Origin of the sequence: Streptomyces sp. MBT53 (genome assembly GCF_016654115.1) — a bacterium.
Lineage (GTDB): Bacteria > Actinomycetota > Actinomycetes > Streptomycetales > Streptomycetaceae > Streptomyces.
In genome coordinates this window covers 1-15,164 of record NZ_JAEQAZ010000271.1, presented here as the reverse complement: position 1 = coordinate 15,164, position 15,164 = coordinate 1, and the positions used below count along the sequence as shown (strand labels likewise).

Genomic DNA, 15,164 nt, shown 5'->3' with positions numbered 1-15,164 from the left:
CCGTGGTCGGGCCTGTGGTCGGCCCGACCACGGGCTGGACGCTGCTGCTGCGCGGTATACCGGTGATGACCGTGGCCAGTTGACCCGTGAGGGGCGGAGGGACTGCCTGTGACTGAGCGTCGTAGTCCAGCCCCGCTGGACAACTGTGTTGCTCAGTCGGGGGCGGCCCGGTCAGGTGCCGCTCCGCTGCTTCCGGCGGACGGGGTGGTCGTCGAGAGCGCCGGTGAGCCAGGAACCGTCGCCCAGGGGCACCAGTTCGTACGGGTTGGTCACTTCGACGGTGATCTCGTCGATGGGCGTGCCTGTGTGGACGTCGACCAGATGGTAGCGGAACCACTCCTCCTCGTTCTGGCCCTCGCCGCCCAGGGTGACGATGGCCAGGTCCTCGGTCAGGTAGCCGCCGCTCCACTCCACGAACGTCTCCTCCGGGTCGTATCCGAAGGCTTCGACAGGCAGGGTGAAGAGCACGTCCCCGCTGGGGTGGCGGTGGAAGGAGACATCCGCTTGCCCGTGGTCGACGGTCATGAACTGCTGACCGTCCGGTGCCAAGTCGATCAGGCAGCGGTCCGACCACGGATAGGTCACGAGTTCCGGCTCGTCGGCAGCTCCGGCTGCGGCCCGGAGGATGACGGAGCCGTCCTGGCCCTCACCGACGTTGAGGTAGATGCTGCCGTCCACCGGATGCACGTACTGGAAGGCACCGTGACCGACAGTCTCCAGCTCTCTGCGGGCCAAGACCGTCCCGCTGCCGGCGTCGTGCACGACCCACTGGTCTGCGCCCACGCGTCCCGCCATCGCGTCCGGCCGGTAGACCCACACGCTGCGGCCGTCCCAGGAGAGCGCACAGCCAGGCCGGTGACCATAGGGCCGGTCAGAACGCGGCTCGAAGACCGACGCCCACACCAGGTCACCGGAACGCGTCAGGCACACGACGCTGTTGAGGGTCGTGTACACGACTCGCTCCAGACCGGGCCAGACTGCCGACTCCACGACCTCGTCCCCGGACCGCGGCTGGAACACCGCGACAGGCTTCACAGGGCCGAGCGCGCTGGAGTCCAACACGTACGCGTAGATCACTCCGTCGCGGTTACGCGTGATCACGTTCGAAGGCCGCACAGCACTCATGCGCCGAGGCTAACGCCCAGCTCAGACGGACCAGCAGGAGGGATCGGCGTCCCCACGAAAGGCGAACGGGCCAACTGTCCCGCTCAGTCACACTGCGCCCGATCCAGGAGGGCCACGAGACCGCGGTACTGAGCTGGTGCTGCCGGATCGGTTGGTCGGGCGTGGTCGGTTTCGTGCACGCCGCGTACGACGCGGTCCCCGCTCTGCTGATCCCGAAGTGGTGCCGGTCGACGCCGGCAGCGGGGGGACGATCCCCGTGCGGTCGCGTCAGCGCCATCGAGCAGTTGGACGGGGTGAAGTCCTCGAGTCTGCCGGGCACGTGACGGACGGAGTGAGCGGTGGCCGGCCCGGGATACGAGGATCCCGGGCGGGAGGTTGACAGCCTCCCCCGACCACCGGCCGACACACCCGGCCCGCCGGGGCACACGAAGGAAGCCCACAGCCGGGTGCCGTACATCGTCAGGGTAGCGGCCGTACGGCGCGCTCCCTGTGTTCTTGTGCGTCAGCCCGCCTGTGTGGTGCTGCGGGCCTCGTCGATCGTCTTGTTCCAGGCGAGGGTGCTGCCGTGGCCGGGGTGGGCCTCGGCGAGGGCCTCGACGGTGACCGCGTCCGGGTCGGCGGAGGTGCGCAGGGCCTGCACGGCGGCCTCCATGCGGCGCTGCGCGAGTTCGGAACTGGTGGGGAGCTGGTGGCGGGCGCGGGCGAGAGCGACGACCCGCCGGCGCTTGTAGCGGTTGCTGGTCAGACCCCTGTCGCTGCGGAGGACATCGTCCGGCCTGGCGAGTTCGGGCAGGACGCCGCGGGCGATGGCGCGGTTGAGTTCCAGGTGGTTGCTGTAGCCGAGCATCGGCGCGGCCTGCTTGGTGTCGAGCAGTTCCTCCGGGTCGCCGTCCTCGACCGGAGCGGCCGCCGGCGGGCGGGACTTGCTCTGGGTGTTGCCCGGGCCGGGGCGCTGGGCGATCCAGTCGGCGACGGTTCCGAGGTACCAGAAGCGGCGGAGGCGGCCGCCGTCGGTGGTCTCGACGACATCGGGCTCGGGAAAGTAGTCGGGCCGGTCCTGCAGCCAGCCGAGCAGGGTCACGGTCCGCTTGTGGCCGAGTGCCTTGGCCACTTCCGACGTCGGCATCAGCCGGTCGCGGGGGCCGGTGAGCAGGCTGTGGCGGACGGGGGACTGCGACGTCTTCGCCGCGCGGTAGGCGGACAGGAAGGGGCCGATGGTGCCGCGCTTCCACCGGCGCAGCCGGCCCTTGACCTCGTCGGGGTCCGGGCATCCGGTGGTGGCACGGTCCCGGTACAGCTCGCTCAGGCGGGAGGGGCTGAGGCCGAACTCGTCGTGGATCTGCTTGGCGTCCAGGAGCTCGTTCTCGTCGGTGCCGGTCATCGTCTTCCTCCAGGAAGGCGTGGTGAGGGGCGGTAGGCCGCGCGAGCTGGTTGCGCGGAGGGAGAGGAGGAGGTCGCCGTAGCCGGCAGCGGTGGGTGTCTGCATCTGGCGGGTGCCGTCAGCCTGCATGATGGTGGCCTCCTTTCGGTGTGCGGGCTCGGTGGCCGGCCGTGGAGTGTGCCGGCGACCTCTATAGTTCGATACTAGATATAGAATGTCGCGGTTGGCAAGCTGCGGGATCCGAGAATTTCTCCCGCCGGGAGTACGGAACGCCAGTGTGTACGCGGCCGGCGCCTCCGGACGCCTGTGATCCGAGCAGATCCTACGAGGTCAGGACAGGTGAAAGGGGCGGGTGGGAGGAGGAACGAGCCGACATGTCTTCTCCGGAAAGCGGGGCGGTGGGCCTCGATACCCCCAACGGCGAGCAGGGTTGCCCCTGATCGATGTGCTGACGCAGCGCAGCCAGGTCCCCTTCTCATGGTGTGTCTCCGAACAGGGGTGGGTTGGCGTGGAGTTCGTACATCCACGCCAGGAGGCGGGGGAGGTTGGTGCCGGGCCCGAAGGCGAGGTAGGTGCCGTCGCAACTGCTGCAACCGAAGGCCTGCGCGAGGCGCAGCCGCCGGCGGGAGTTGACGCGGCCCATGTGGACGGCCAGGCCGCGCTCGCGGGCCGTCACGGCGAGGCGGTGGGCGGCCGGGCTGGTCTTCCAGACCGTGCTGCCGGCGAGGAACAGCACGTCGAAGGAGCCCCAGGGGACGAGGTCGTGCTCGCTGCCGTCCTGGGCGGCGAAGGCGACGGGGACGCCCAGGGTACGGATCCGGGCCAGCCACGGCATCGACTCGGCGAGGGTGGCCGCGGCGTCCATGGGGACGTCGGGGGCCACCGCCCACAGACAGCGGTCCGGACCGTAGCGGTCGACGGTCGCCCTCAACCATGAGAACCAGCGCTCGGTGCCGGGCCAGCCCCTGCCGAACTTGCCGTTGTCGCACGCATACAGGGCGCCGGGCGGGATCACGTTGCCCTGGGCGGGGGTCGTCATGCAGCCCAGCAGTCCGGCCTGCATGGCAGTCCGTACGTCAGCGCCGGACGGCGTCGCGAGGTACAGCACTGCGTGGAAGAAGAAATGGACGATCGGGACAGACGTGCCGGGAAAGGGGCATGACGAGCCGTTCCGGGCGAGGTGGCGAGAACAACATCGTTCAGGCGAAACGGAGTTGAGCGGCGGAGCCCGAGATCAGGACATCCCACTCCTGCTCGAAGTTCCTGTCCTGCTTGTCGATCACACGGGCGGGGGCGGTGGTGAAGAGCTCCTCCGCCATCGGCCAGCCCTGAGCGCGAGGTCGGACCCAGGCCCGGGCCCGCCCGTACACCGGGTCGTGCTCGACCTCGACGCGGTGCCGCCCGGAGACGGAGATCAGCCGCCGGGCGAGTTGCTGAGGCCGGCCGACGTCAACGCGCTCGGTGGAGCGCTTCACCGGGCGACGCCTGCCGTCCTCGGACAGCAGGAACAGACGACGCACGTGGTAGAGCGCCCACGGCATGTCGAGCTCGCGCTCGAACGCCTCCAGACACGCCCGGTCCCGCGGCTGGGCCGGGTCGAACAACTCCAGCAGGCTCTTGCGGCCGTACAGCTTCGCGTTCGGGTTGAGGCTCATCGCCGTGTACTCCAGGCGCAGGACCTCGCCGGCGATGTCCGGGTGGGAGCGCAGACGCTCCATGTGGGCGGGCAGCGCGCCCATCGAAGCGGGGAAACGACAAGTTATTGAGAATCGAGACAGGGCTGTGACCTCTCTTGGTGTGCTTGTGGAAGTAGGAGGGCGGTGTGGTCTGCGGGTCAGTGAGCGTCGCGGACCGCGGCCGATAGGGTGGCTGTGGAGGCTGGGACGTTCTGGCCCAGGCTGGTGATCACTCCAATGAGCAGCAGTGCGGCAGGGGAGAGGGAGCGCGATGCGGGACGCCTATCACCAGGAACTCGATGCGATCAGTGACGGCCTGGTGGACATGGCCCGGCTTGTCGGGTCCGCCATGGGGCGGGCGACGACTGCCTTGCTGGATGGCGACTTGAAGCTCGCCGAGAGCGTGATCGCTGGCGATGAGCAGGTCGATGACCTGCAGCGGGACCTGGAGAACCGGGCCATTGAGCTGCTCGCGCGTCAGCAGCCGGTTGCGACCGACCTGCGGATCGTCGTCACGAGTCTGCGGATGAGTGCTGACCTGGAGCGCTCCGGGGACCTTGCTCAGCACGTGGCGAAGCTCGCCCGTCTCCGTTTTCCCGATCTCACGGTGCCGCGTGACCTGCATCGGACGATTCTGGAGATGGGGCAGCTCTCGCAGCGGCTGATGGCGCAGGCCGCCGAAGTGATCATCACGAAGGACCTCGATGATGCCTTGCAGTTGGAGCGCGACGACGACCGTATGGACGAGCTGCACCGCCTGCTGTTCCACCATCTGCTGGACGACCGCTGGAACCACGGAGTGGAGACGGCTGTCGACGTCACCTTGATCGGCCGGTATTACGAGCGCTTCGCGGATCATGCGGTGGCTGTGGCCAAGCGCGTGGTCTTCCTGGTCACCGGGGAGCACCCCGACGACGTAACGGCAACGATCTGACCGGTCCGGCTAGATCACACGGGATCGTTCCTGGCGGGCATGCTGTTCAGCACGTGAGTCAGAGGCACGAACCCGTCGGTGGTTCCGAGCTGTCTGGGGGTGGGGCCGGCCGGTGTGGGTGTGTCGGCGAGGCGTTCGGCGAGCGCGGTGAGTGCTTCGCGGTCGCCTTCGAGAGCATCGCGTTCGTCCTCGGTGAGATCGAGTTGTTCGAGCATGCGGTCGATGCCGTCGGTGACGGCCAGGAGCTGGCCGCGGGCGGACTGTTTGGGGACGTAGAACGGGCAGCGGGCGCAGGCCAGCCGGTGGGGGCATTTGGCGAAGAAGTCGTAACTGCAGTAGCCCTCGCCCAGGTCGTAGTACTTCCAGGGTTGTTCGCCGCCGGCGGCGGCTCCGGTGAGGATGGACTCGCGGTCGATGAGGACCTGGATGGTGCGGACGTTGCGGGCGAAGTAGTCGGCCTTCTTGTAGGCGGCGGTGAGGGTGCGCCGCAGGATCTCGGCGTAGTAGCGGGTGCTGGCGGGATGTTTGTGCCCGAGCCATTGCTGCAGGTCGTTGACGGTCAACGGCTCGCGGGCGTTGAGGAGTTGGGTGGCGATGGTGGCGCGGGCGCGGTGGCTGGTCAGCGCGCCGTGGGAGTCGGTCTGCGGGACGCCGGACTTGCGGCAGAGGACGGGGATGATGTTGTGGTTGAGGTAGTCCTTGCCGACGAGCTGGCCGCGGTGGCAGAACAGGTGGGGTCGCTTCTGCCCGGTCTTGCGGTCGATCAGGTCGGGCTGGGGCGGCCGGATGAGTTTCCAGGCGTCGATGAGCTGGCCGACGATCGGGTCGACCGGTTTGTTGAACGGCCGGGAGGTCTTGTTCTGCGGGATGTGCAGCAGGCAGATGGTGAAGGGCTCGCCGGTGGTGTCGTCGGTGCCTTGGTCCCAGGTGACGCAGTCCAGTTCGAGGCGGCGGATCTCGTCGACGCGGCAGCCGCCGAACAGCCAGACGCCGACCATCGCGCGGACCATCTCGACGGGGTAGTAGGTGGACTTCCAGCCGGCGTTTCGGGCCCGGCCGGAGCCGTAGGGCTTGAGGTCCTCGGCGTTCAGGGTCAGCCCGGCGGCCATGAGCTTGGCCCATGACGGGTCGTCGATGATCCTGGGGTTCGGCCCCATCTGGGCGCGCAGGGACAGGGGCATGCTCATCACCCGGCGTGGGTCGAAGCGCGGTTTGATCCATTCCCATTCGATGAGGTCGCAGAAGAACCCGCGGATACTGTCGATCCTCGCTGCCCGGCCGCCGGGCGAGATGGGCTGCCCGAAGCGGCTGCGGTTGCGGTTGTGGCCGGCCCACTGGCCGACGGTGGCGTGCATGGTGTCGGCGACGTACTCGGCCGCCATGTCCCGGCTCCACTGATCCGGCGCGATGACGTCGGCGTGCTTTTCCGCTGCCCAGCGTCCGGCAATCAGGATGACGGAGAACATGGAGCGGATGGTGCCGGGCTCATGAGTGGAGAACTTCCTCCAGCGCAGGGCCCATTCGGCCCATTCGGCCGGGACAGTGGAGAGCATGTCGGAGCGGGGGCCGGCCTTGCCTTCGTTGCTGTGCAGCGGGGCGGGGATGATGCCCTTGCCCGCGAGCACCCGGGAGAGCTTGATCAGCCCGCGGCGTCGGCTGTTGAGGCCGGCCGCCTTGTCGTACTCGGCCACCAACTGGCGCAACACGGTGTCGGTGAGGTCTTCCAGGCGGGGGCTTCCGGCGCTGAGCAGGGCGTCGAGGACCGCGTTGCCGACCTGCCACTCCAGCAGGTGCGGGGAGGTCTGCCAGGAACTCAGCGTCTGTTCGACCTCGCGCAGTGCGGGCCCGGTGGCTCCGGGCCCGAAGACCAGGTCCGCGAGCCTGTGTATGTGCTTGATTCCGGCGGTGTGGTGCAGGCGGTGATGGCCGCCGAGAAGGTGTCCGAGGGCGGCGATGTGCAGACGGGCCGGGCCGGCGGTGCGGGAGACTTCTGCCCAGGTGGCTTCGTCCCACGACCGGTAGGAGAGACCGCGCTCGCGTACTGCGTCGAGGATCCGGTTGCGTGTGGCGCGGCCGGTCCTGCGGGGCCATGGACGTACGGCTTCGTCGACCGGGCGCATCAGGTCGAGCACTGCCTCAGGTGTTATCGCCCCGGCGGGAGCCGGGCCGGTGTCGGCTGGGTTCATCGCTCCTCCAGCAGTGAGGCGAGCAGCCGCTCGCGGTCGGCGTGGATGGTGGTGTTGGCGCGGTGGAAACGGGCGGCCAGTTCACGGCCGGACAGGTGGATGTAGCGCATGGTGGTCGCCAGATCGCGGTGGCCGGCGTACTGGGCGATCTGGTCGAGGGTCCAGTCGGCGCGGGCCAGGTCGGTCAGCCGCAGATGCCGGAAGGTGTGGGTGGACAGTCGCGTGGCCGCGGCGCTTCGGGCGATGCGTTCGACGGTCTTCGACCAGCTGGAAGGTCCCAGCGGGGCACCGTAGTTGCGGTTCGACACCGACCGGAACAGCGGTCCGTCGATGCGGCCGAACAGCGTGCGGCGTTCGCGGAGGTAAGCCACGAACAGCTGCGACGAGGTGCTGCCGAAGGTCACCTCCCGGGCCCTCTGGGACTTGGTGGTCTCCGCCCGCAGGTGGATGAGACGGTGTGCGGGCTCGAAGTCCTCGACGTCGAGCTGGACGAGTTCTTCGCGGCGCAGAGCCCCGTCGTAGGCGAGGGTGACCATCAGCCGGTTGCGCAGCGAATTCACTGCACAGACGGTCAGGATCCGTTGCCAGACATCCTCGTTGGGGATCCAGGGAGCTTGCTCGACATGCCGTACGAGGCCCTGACGGGGCCTTCGGCCGCCACGGCCCGCTTGCCCTCGGCGGACAGGGTTCTGTTCGCGCAGGCCGTCTTCCACCAGGTACTCGTAGAACGACCGGACCGCGACCAGGCGTTGTTGGATGGTTGCGTTCGCCAGACCCGTCTCACTCCGGCGAGATCGTGTCGATGCTTGCGTGAGGGGCCGGTCCAACATGTTCCTGATCCACGCGGCGACGGTATCCGCGCGGGCCAGCACGGGGTCCGTGCCGTCCGCCGCGCAGAACCGCAGGTGGTCCTCGACGGCCCGCCCGTAGGCGTCGATCGTGTTGGGCGCCCGGCCGATGTTCGCCATGAACTGCAGCCACCGGTGGGCCAGTTGATGCTCTGCAACAGTGGGGAACTTGCCCCACGGGATGGGGGCCATGACTGCAGGGTAGACCCGCCCGATTCCACATAAAACAGAAGGTGCAGTACGACTTCGGCCAGTGCACACCGAACCGCTCCAGCAGGTAGGCCTCGCACCGCTGCCGGTGCCAGCCCCAGTCGATGAGGGGGAACTCCCCGGTACGGCCCGGCATCTTCGAGGCGGCCTGGTCGCCGAAACGGCGGCCCTCCTCGTCGGCGTTGAAGCCCATGATCTGCCGGAACGGCCGGCCGCCGAAGACCTGCGTGAGCCACCAGTCGCCGACGTCGCCCTTCGCCCACAGGCTGCATTTGCGCGTACCGGCCACCTGGGGCACCGTGCCGACGGACTCCTGGTCGTCCCACAGCGTCCACGGCCCACGCGCGAAGAGCCGCTCGGGTCGCCGGGAGTCGTCCAGGACCGTGAAGCCGTCGGCCTGGAGGTGTCCGTTGCGCGCCAGTTGGACGAAGCGCACGCCCTTCTCGCGCAACAGCGGGAGCATGAACTCGTCGACCAGGAGCCGGGTTTCGGGCCATTCGCTGCCCGTGGCCATGTAGAGGACGACGGTACGGGCCAGGTCGATTCCGTGGGCGGCCGGGTCGGTGAGCATCCGTGCGATGTAGGCGGTGGAGTCCGCTCCCAGACCCCAGTTGATGACGGTGTCGAGGTCGTCGTCGGCGGTGAAGCCGAGCAGCGGCGGCGTGTACGCGGTGGCAGTGGGCATGGCGGGCCTCACTCCTCGCCCGGACGGGCTGCGGCCGAGACGAGCACCTGGACGTGAGCGGGGGACGGTGTCCAGAGCCGGGTGCGTACGGCGGTCAGGTCGGGGACGCAGGCGCCGGCTTCGCGCGCGCGGCGACCGGTCGCCGGATTCCTCAGCAGTTCGGCGCGACCGGCGCGACCGGTGCGACCGGTGCGACCGGTGCGACCGGCGTGGCCGGGGCTGACGGGGCTGGCCGACGCGGGGGAGCCGGCAGGGTGTTCCATGGGGATCTTCTCCAAGAGCCGTGCCCGAGCGTGATCACGGGAAGACGGCGTGCAGTGGTGGGACCTGTGGGTGGGGGTGGATGCGCGGCCCGCGGGGAATCGAGGGCCCGCGCTGCGACTCAGAGGGCGATGAGGCGCACGGTGTGGGCCACGAGCGCGGTCGCGGTGGTTTCGTCGAACGGCACGTCCCAGCAGAGCTCGACGGTGGACGAGCCGTAGTCGCGGGAGCGGTCTCGGTGGATCAGGCTGCTGGTGCTGGTCTGTGCGAATCGGGTGAGGGGCACACCGGGCAGCTGCTCGGGGATCTCGGCGTACGGTCCGACCGCGTCGGCCCGGTCGTCGAGGTCGGCGGCCAGGTGCTGCAGGTGGTACACCTCATGGGCGCAGGATCCGCGGCAGGTCACGACGGCCAGACGCGGTTTGCCGGGCCCGCCGTACAGCTCGTGCCGCACGCCGGCGCCGAGCTTCCTGCTGAGCACCACTGCGGCGTCCGCGGCGGGGTGGTTGCGCACGAGCCAGAACGCTCGGGTCGGCGAAAAGGGCTCCGGGGGTCGGCGGCGACGGCCGCACGCGGGCCAGGAGCAGCGGCATCCTGTCGGGCCAGGTGATTCCGCCCTCGCGCGCGAGGCGACGCAGCTGCACCGGGCATGTCCCGCATGAGCTGGGACGGCCGACGGAGCAGCGCCCGAACCCGCCCCACTGCTGACGGCCGGTCAACGCCTCGAACAGGGCCGCGAAACGCCTCGGCTGCCACCCGCACTGATGCAGCCGGTCGCCGTGGGCATTCAGGCTGAGCCGGTTCCAGCCCTGACCGTCCGGGCCCTTCGGACCGTTGGCGGGTTGTTCAAGGAAGGTGGGCATGTGACGCCTCCGAGAGCGTGCAGAAGGAAGAGGGCCTGGCGCGAAGTGGCGGCAGCGGACGCTGTCCGGGTCGGCGTCAGGGGGGATGGCGCCTGCGGTCATTCCGGCGGGAAGTGCTGGTGCGAGAACCCGGCGGCCTCGGCGGCCAGGTCGTCGGAGAGGTAGGCGACGGACAAGCGGCCGGACAGCGAGGTCATCGCGCGCTGGACGCAGTCCTGTTCGGCGTTCGAGGAGGCGCCGGCGGGCACCCGGTGCACCCCGAGGTCCTCGTCGTAGACGAATCCGGCTCGTTCCAGCCAGAGGACGGTGACGTCGTCGACATCGCCGTCGGCGAGGACCCCGTGGATGGGATGCCTGCCGATGATCAGGGCGGGGCGGAACACGGCGTCGTCGTGGGCCTCCGGCGCGGCAGCCCGGTTGCTGGGGCGGTTCATCATGATGGTGCTCCGTGAGGCGGGGTAGCGAGAAGCGACTACGCAGAGTCGATCCGAGATAAAGAGACAGGGATGGGGAACCGTGCTGTCCGGTGACCTGACGGTGGACCGGCAGGTCACATCAGGGACTGGCCTGGGAGTCGGCCGACTGCCGGCTGTTCGAAGTGACGAGGCGTGGGCGGCGTCCGAGGGGCTACGCCTTGGCCTCGGGGGGTGGTGGCAGTACGGGGGCGTGTCCGGCCGTATAGGGCGAGGCGTCGTCTGCGGGGAAGGACGTGGTGACCTTCTGGAGTTCGGTCCGGGCGATGGGGTGAAGCCATCCGTCCTGCACGTCCCATCCGCGCACGCGTGTGCCGGCGTCGGCGGTCATGGCGACCAGGGAGGCGTCACGCACGGTGGTGCCCTCCAGGGAGAACGTGAGCAGCACGAAGAACCGTGTGTACTCCTCGGCGGATTGATCCACGCGCCACGCGCCCGGCTCGACAGACACGTACAGGTCGGCGCTCAGTTCCATGCCGTCCGTACGCTCGACCGAGATGCTGAGCTGGTGGCCCCCCTCCCCGAGAGCCGGGAGCAGCGTGGTCAGTGCGTGCAGGGCACGGCCCATGGCGGACGCGGTGACGGCGCTGTCGGGCTGCGGAAGGTTCGGCTCAGACACGCGGGGCCTCCTCGCGGCTCCCCGCCGGGATCCGTGGGGCGTCCTGCTCGGGGTGGACACCGAGGCGCTGCCGGACACGTCCGTAGCTCTCGTCGAGGACGTCCCAGCCCAGGGCGAGCGGGGGGCGGTTGAACGTGAGCACCTCGGTGCCACCGGTCTCCGCCAGGGCCAGCTGCGGGTGCCGCGTCGCGGCGGCCTGCAGCGCGTGCCGGAGACTGCGCGCCTGGAGCCGCAGCACGCGTCCGGGCCCGGCGTCGTCGTGCAGGAGACGGCCGAGCGAGATGCTGCCCGGGCCGGGTGTGGTCCGTGAGGCGTACTCCAGGCAGGCGTACGCCACCACGGCGGCCGGTGCCCGGGCGCCGGCCGAGGGGCTCAGGTGGACCATGCCGTTGGGGGCGACGCTCATCATGCCCAGGGCACTGAACGGGCGGTCGACGAGATCCTCCAGCGTGGCGCGCGGCTGTTCATGGGGGCTGCCCGTGGTGTACATGCGGATCAGGCAGCTGATGTCGCGGTGGAGCGCGCCGGCGGTGGGAAGCCGCTGCCAGTGCGCCGCGGCGGCCGCGCGCAGCACTCCGTCCCGCAGCGGGCCCGGCTCAAGCCGGGCGTACGGCGACAGGCAGAAGGTGTAGAACCAGGCGGGCACCAGGCACGGCGGAGCGAGCAGCCACCAGTGCAGCAGGAACAGGCTGCCGTCCTGCTCCAGGTAGGGGTCGGCGCCGTCCTCGTGGAGCAGCCACCGGCTTCTGGCGGTAGGCGTCACGTCGCTGGCTGCGCCGTGGCCTCGGCGGAGTTCGTCGGTGAGTTTGAACGCCGATGACCAGAACCGCATGGAGGCCACCGCGCTCTTGCCGGCCCCGAGTTCGACGATCGCGCGGGATGTTGCGAACACGCGCGGGTTGTCCTGCACGGCCAGATGCGTCTTGAGGAGCCAGCCGTAGCGCGGGGAGTAGGAGCCGTGCCGGGCGTGGACCGGTGCGACGTAGGACGGGAAGGCGGGCGTGGGCATCGACGTCTCCTGGGGGGAGGGGGCGACCGGCAGTCAGGGGGTGCTGCGCGGCTTCGGCGGATTGCGGCGGGCGCTCCGGGGGGCCTTGCCGGTGAGGGCGAGTTCGAGGAGGCGCCAGTTGTGCGCGCGGCGCTGGGGGGTGAGGGGTTCACGCCACGGCTCGTAGGGCTGCGGCCGGGTGGGGATGAGCTCCAGCTCCAGGAGGGCGGGCTTCTGCTCCCGGGCCGTGGGCGGCACGGTGCGCGGCGTCTGCTGCTGCTCGCGTCGGCGGTCCTGGTCGGCGACGGCCCCGACCCAGTCGTCACCGAGGCGGCGCACCAGCCGGTTGCGCAGCTCGCCGCGCTTGCCGGGGGTGGTCGCCGCTCACACGCCTCTGCGGGTCAGCGACGGGTTGGCCAGCGCCCATTTCAGACAGTCCCGGACGACGGGGCAGCCGGAGCAGGCGCGTTTGGCTCTGGTGATGGTCTTGTTCCGCTGGAGCGGGTCGGCGACCTCTTCGAAGGCGAACAGCGCCGGGTCGGCCTGGCAGGGGGTGGGGCGGTCGGTGTGTGTGTGTGTGGAAGGGGATGCGTTCGTCCGGGGCGGCGGAGGCGGCATCCGGTGTGCGGGCGCGGCTTCTCATGAGGTGTCTTCCAGCAGGGTGGTGAGGGTGGTTTGTGGTGGTGCGGAGCGTCCGGGGAGCGGGGGAGCGGCGCATGAGGGTCAGCTCCGCCACTCGTCGTGGGTCTGGCGCCGGATCAGGTCGGCGTAGGTGTCGCCCTCGTAGCCCAGGGGAAGGCCTCGCCTGCGCCGTTCGACGTTCGCCGCCCGGACGCAGAAGTGGCAGGCCGGTTCGCGGACCGCGTGATGCCGTCGGCCGGGTTCGGGGTACCAGCCGGTCTCGGTGTCGACCAGGACCGACACCACACGCTCCGGGTCGTAGAGGAACGGTCGCCCGCAGTTGATGCAGGGGCTCATCGCGACGGGGTGTTCGTGGGCCACGGTGTCAGGTCTCTTCGAGGCCGGGGTGCCAGCGGAAGGCGTCGGCCGAGAGCGCCTCGGGGTCGTGGGGGTCGCGGTAGTGGTTGTCTGCGGGCTCGGTGTCGGCCACGGCGTGGGCGTCGATCCATTCGTCGGCGGCCTGTTCGGCGCCGAGCGTGCGCAGCAGGCTGGCGAGCACGTCTACTTCCTCGCAGTTCAGGAGGGGGGCGATGTCGGCGGTGAGGGTGCCGCACCAGGTGTCGGCGAAGTCGTGGCCGAGGCTGCTGGGGATGGTGGTCTGCTGCCGTGCGGTCTGGCTGTCGTTCATGTCGTTTTCCGGGGTGTTCAGACGGGTGGGGCCGGCTGGGCCGGCTGGGGTTCGGGGCCGAGGGCGCGCAGGTGCCTGCCGCGGCTGGAGACGAGCTCGGCGAGCGTGATGGGCTGGTCGTGGAGGTCGAGTGCCGCCATGCCCGCGGCGCGGGCGGTGACGATCTCCGACCAGCGTTCGCGCAGGCTGTCGACGGTGGCGTGCGGGTCGCGGGCGCGCTCGATGAAGGACCGCTGGGGCCAGTTGGGAGCGCCGTCGTCGGCCCAGGCGAGGATGGTGCGGCCGAGGTCCTCGCCCGGCTGTTCGATGACCTCTCCGGCCAGTGCGGGGATACGGCTCTTGCCGAAGTGCACGGTGGCGACCGGGCCGAGGGTGCCCACCGCGTCGAAGTCGTACTCGATGTCGGCTCGTTGCTCGGGCCGGACGCTGATCCGGCGGGCGTACTGGCGGCCGTGACTGTCGCTCTCGATGACGGTGTCGGTCCGGGCCTTGAGGGTGACGATGACGTGCCCGGGGTAGGCGGCCAGGGCCTCGGTGACGGCGCGTTCCACCGGCCGGTGCTTCGACCATCCGGCGTTGGTGCCGCCGTATCCGGCCCGGGCCTCGCCGTCGACCTTGTCGAGCATGCCGCCCGCACCGCTCCAGAAGGCGCTGTACGTGTCGACGATCAGTACCAAGTAGCCGCCCACGGCGGCGTGGGCGAGGGCCGCGAAGAGCGACATGGGGTCGTAGCGGGTGAACTCCTGGGTGTGGAAGGGCACTTGGTCGGCGTACTTGGCCGCCATCCCGCGTTCGGTGTCGATGAGCGCGATCGGTTCGCCGAGCTGGGCGGCGACCAGAAGGGAGGTCAGGGTGCGGCCGGACCCGGACGGGCCTTCGAAGGCCAGGCGGACCGGTCGGGATTCCTTGACGGCGGGCCGGAATTCCGGCATCGGGGACAGGGAGCTGCCACTGGACACGGGGATCTCCAGGGACGTCAGCGGATACGGGACCAGCCGCCGTGCCGCTGGGGACGGGACTGCCGCTCGTGTCCCGGCGCGCCCTGTACTGCTGGGGGCGGTGCGGGTATGGGCGGTCGGGCCAGCGCGGACGGCAGGGTGCTGTCGGTGTAGGCGATGCGGTGACGCAGGCTCAGTCCGACGTCGTCGGCGTCGAGATCGAACACGGTGCGCCTGATGCCCTCGTGGTCGGTGTAGGTGCGCTGGCGCAGGCGGCCCTGGACGATGACGTGCATGCCGCGCTGCAGGGACTCGCCGACGTGCTCGGCGACGTGCCGCCACACCGTGCAGGTGATGAAGAGTGATTCGCCGTCGGTCCACTGGCCGCTGCGGCGGTCGTAGACCCGTGGGGTTGATGCGACCCGGAAGCGGGCGACGGGCGTGCCCTGCTCGGTGAACCGGATTTCGGGGTCGGCGACCAGGTTTCCGGTGATGGTGACGACGGTCTCGCCGGTCATGGCGAGTGCTCAGTTCCGGGAGCGGGGGCGGACGCCGTCCTGCACGGACCGGCCGGCGGAGGGCGTGGGGCGGGGCGAGGGCACGGGGGTCGCTCCTGTCTCGTGTGGTTCGGCGCAGAGAGGGCGTCAACCTCCTCCGTTTGTTCGATA

General features: G+C 70.0%; 18 protein-coding genes. 1 reads left to right on the top strand and 17 read right to left on the bottom strand.

Annotated features, from left to right (window positions below; translation table 11 throughout):
• Positions 1 to 171: 171 nt before the first annotated feature.
• The 4 genes from JHN45_RS47475 to JHN45_RS47460 form a co-directional block, all read right to left on the bottom strand.
• Entirely contained in the window at positions 172 to 1,125 is a 954-nt protein-coding gene (locus JHN45_RS47475; RefSeq protein WP_201055637.1) for a hypothetical protein, read from the bottom strand.
• A 502-nt stretch (positions 1,126 to 1,627) separates the two neighbouring features.
• Positions 1,628 to 2,635, bottom strand: a complete 1,008-nt coding sequence (locus JHN45_RS47470) for a hypothetical protein (RefSeq protein ID WP_201055636.1) — start codon at positions 2,633 to 2,635, stop codon at positions 1,628 to 1,630.
• A 346-nt stretch (positions 2,636 to 2,981) separates the two neighbouring features.
• Positions 2,982 to 3,569, bottom strand: coding sequence for a hypothetical protein (locus tag JHN45_RS47465; RefSeq protein WP_236584881.1), 588 nt, complete (start codon positions 3,567 to 3,569; stop codon positions 2,982 to 2,984).
• Between the two features lie 136 nt (positions 3,570 to 3,705).
• Positions 3,706 to 4,245, bottom strand: a complete 540-nt coding sequence (locus JHN45_RS47460; protein WP_236584880.1) for a hypothetical protein — start codon at positions 4,243 to 4,245, stop codon at positions 3,706 to 3,708.
• A gap of 208 nt (positions 4,246 to 4,453) precedes the next feature.
• On the opposite strand from JHN45_RS47460, the gene phoU reads away from it, so the two are divergent.
• A complete protein-coding gene (phoU, locus tag JHN45_RS47455) occupies positions 4,454 to 5,116 on the top strand; it encodes a phosphate signaling complex protein PhoU (protein ID WP_201055634.1) in 663 nt (220 codons plus the stop codon).
• A gap of 14 nt (positions 5,117 to 5,130) precedes the next feature.
• On the opposite strand, the gene JHN45_RS47450 is transcribed toward phoU, so the two are convergent.
• The 13 genes from JHN45_RS47450 to ssb all read right to left on the bottom strand — a co-directional run bounded on the left by JHN45_RS47450 (position 5,131) and on the right by ssb (position 15,014).
• Positions 5,131 to 7,302 (bottom strand): tyrosine-type recombinase/integrase, encoded by a 2,172-nt coding sequence (locus JHN45_RS47450; protein ID WP_236584879.1) that lies wholly within the window; start codon positions 7,300 to 7,302, stop codon positions 5,131 to 5,133.
• On the bottom strand, positions 7,299 to 8,270 hold the full coding sequence (locus tag JHN45_RS53745; protein ID WP_201055633.1) for a site-specific integrase: 972 nt from the start codon (positions 8,268 to 8,270) through the stop codon (positions 7,299 to 7,301). The genes JHN45_RS47450 and JHN45_RS53745 overlap by 4 nt, the downstream gene beginning before the upstream one ends.
• A 783-nt stretch (positions 8,271 to 9,053) precedes the next feature.
• Complete coding sequence (locus JHN45_RS47435) at positions 9,054 to 9,308, bottom strand: hypothetical protein (RefSeq protein ID WP_201055631.1); 255 nt, start codon at positions 9,306 to 9,308, stop codon at positions 9,054 to 9,056.
• Between the two features lie 119 nt (positions 9,309 to 9,427).
• The gene (locus JHN45_RS47430) at positions 9,428 to 9,820 is read right to left on the bottom strand and encodes a hypothetical protein (protein WP_201055629.1); all 393 of its coding nucleotides are present in this window, start codon (positions 9,818 to 9,820) and stop codon (positions 9,428 to 9,430) included.
• 447 nt (positions 9,821 to 10,267) lie between these two features.
• Entirely contained in the window at positions 10,268 to 10,606 is a 339-nt protein-coding gene (locus tag JHN45_RS47425) for a hypothetical protein (RefSeq protein ID WP_201055627.1), read from the bottom strand.
• 190 nt (positions 10,607 to 10,796) lie between these two features.
• Positions 10,797 to 11,261 (bottom strand): hypothetical protein, encoded by a 465-nt coding sequence (locus JHN45_RS47420; RefSeq protein ID WP_201055625.1) that lies wholly within the window; start codon positions 11,259 to 11,261, stop codon positions 10,797 to 10,799.
• Positions 11,254 to 12,270, bottom strand: a complete 1,017-nt coding sequence (locus JHN45_RS47415) for a DUF4007 family protein (protein ID WP_201055623.1) — start codon at positions 12,268 to 12,270, stop codon at positions 11,254 to 11,256. The genes JHN45_RS47420 and JHN45_RS47415 overlap by 8 nt, the downstream gene beginning before the upstream one ends.
• Before the next feature lie 33 nt (positions 12,271 to 12,303).
• On the bottom strand, positions 12,304 to 12,588 hold the full coding sequence (locus JHN45_RS53740; RefSeq protein WP_236584877.1) for a hypothetical protein: 285 nt from the start codon (positions 12,586 to 12,588) through the stop codon (positions 12,304 to 12,306).
• Between the two features lie 45 nt (positions 12,589 to 12,633).
• Complete coding sequence (locus JHN45_RS53735; RefSeq protein WP_236584876.1) at positions 12,634 to 12,867, bottom strand: WhiB family transcriptional regulator; 234 nt, start codon at positions 12,865 to 12,867, stop codon at positions 12,634 to 12,636.
• Positions 12,868 to 12,972: 105 nt separating this feature from the next.
• On the bottom strand, positions 12,973 to 13,251 hold the full coding sequence (locus tag JHN45_RS47405) for a hypothetical protein (protein ID WP_201055622.1): 279 nt from the start codon (positions 13,249 to 13,251) through the stop codon (positions 12,973 to 12,975).
• A gap of 4 nt (positions 13,252 to 13,255) precedes the next feature.
• Complete coding sequence (locus JHN45_RS47400; protein ID WP_201055620.1) at positions 13,256 to 13,558, bottom strand: hypothetical protein; 303 nt, start codon at positions 13,556 to 13,558, stop codon at positions 13,256 to 13,258.
• Positions 13,559 to 13,575: 17 nt separating this feature from the next.
• Positions 13,576 to 14,517: an AAA family ATPase gene (locus tag JHN45_RS47395; RefSeq protein ID WP_201055618.1), complete on the bottom strand. Its 942-nt coding sequence runs from the start codon at positions 14,515 to 14,517 to the stop codon at positions 13,576 to 13,578.
• Between the two features lie 17 nt (positions 14,518 to 14,534).
• The gene (ssb, locus tag JHN45_RS47390) at positions 14,535 to 15,014 is read right to left on the bottom strand and encodes a single-stranded DNA-binding protein (protein WP_201055616.1); all 480 of its coding nucleotides are present in this window, start codon (positions 15,012 to 15,014) and stop codon (positions 14,535 to 14,537) included.
• Between the last annotated feature and the right edge of the window lie 150 nt (positions 15,015 to 15,164).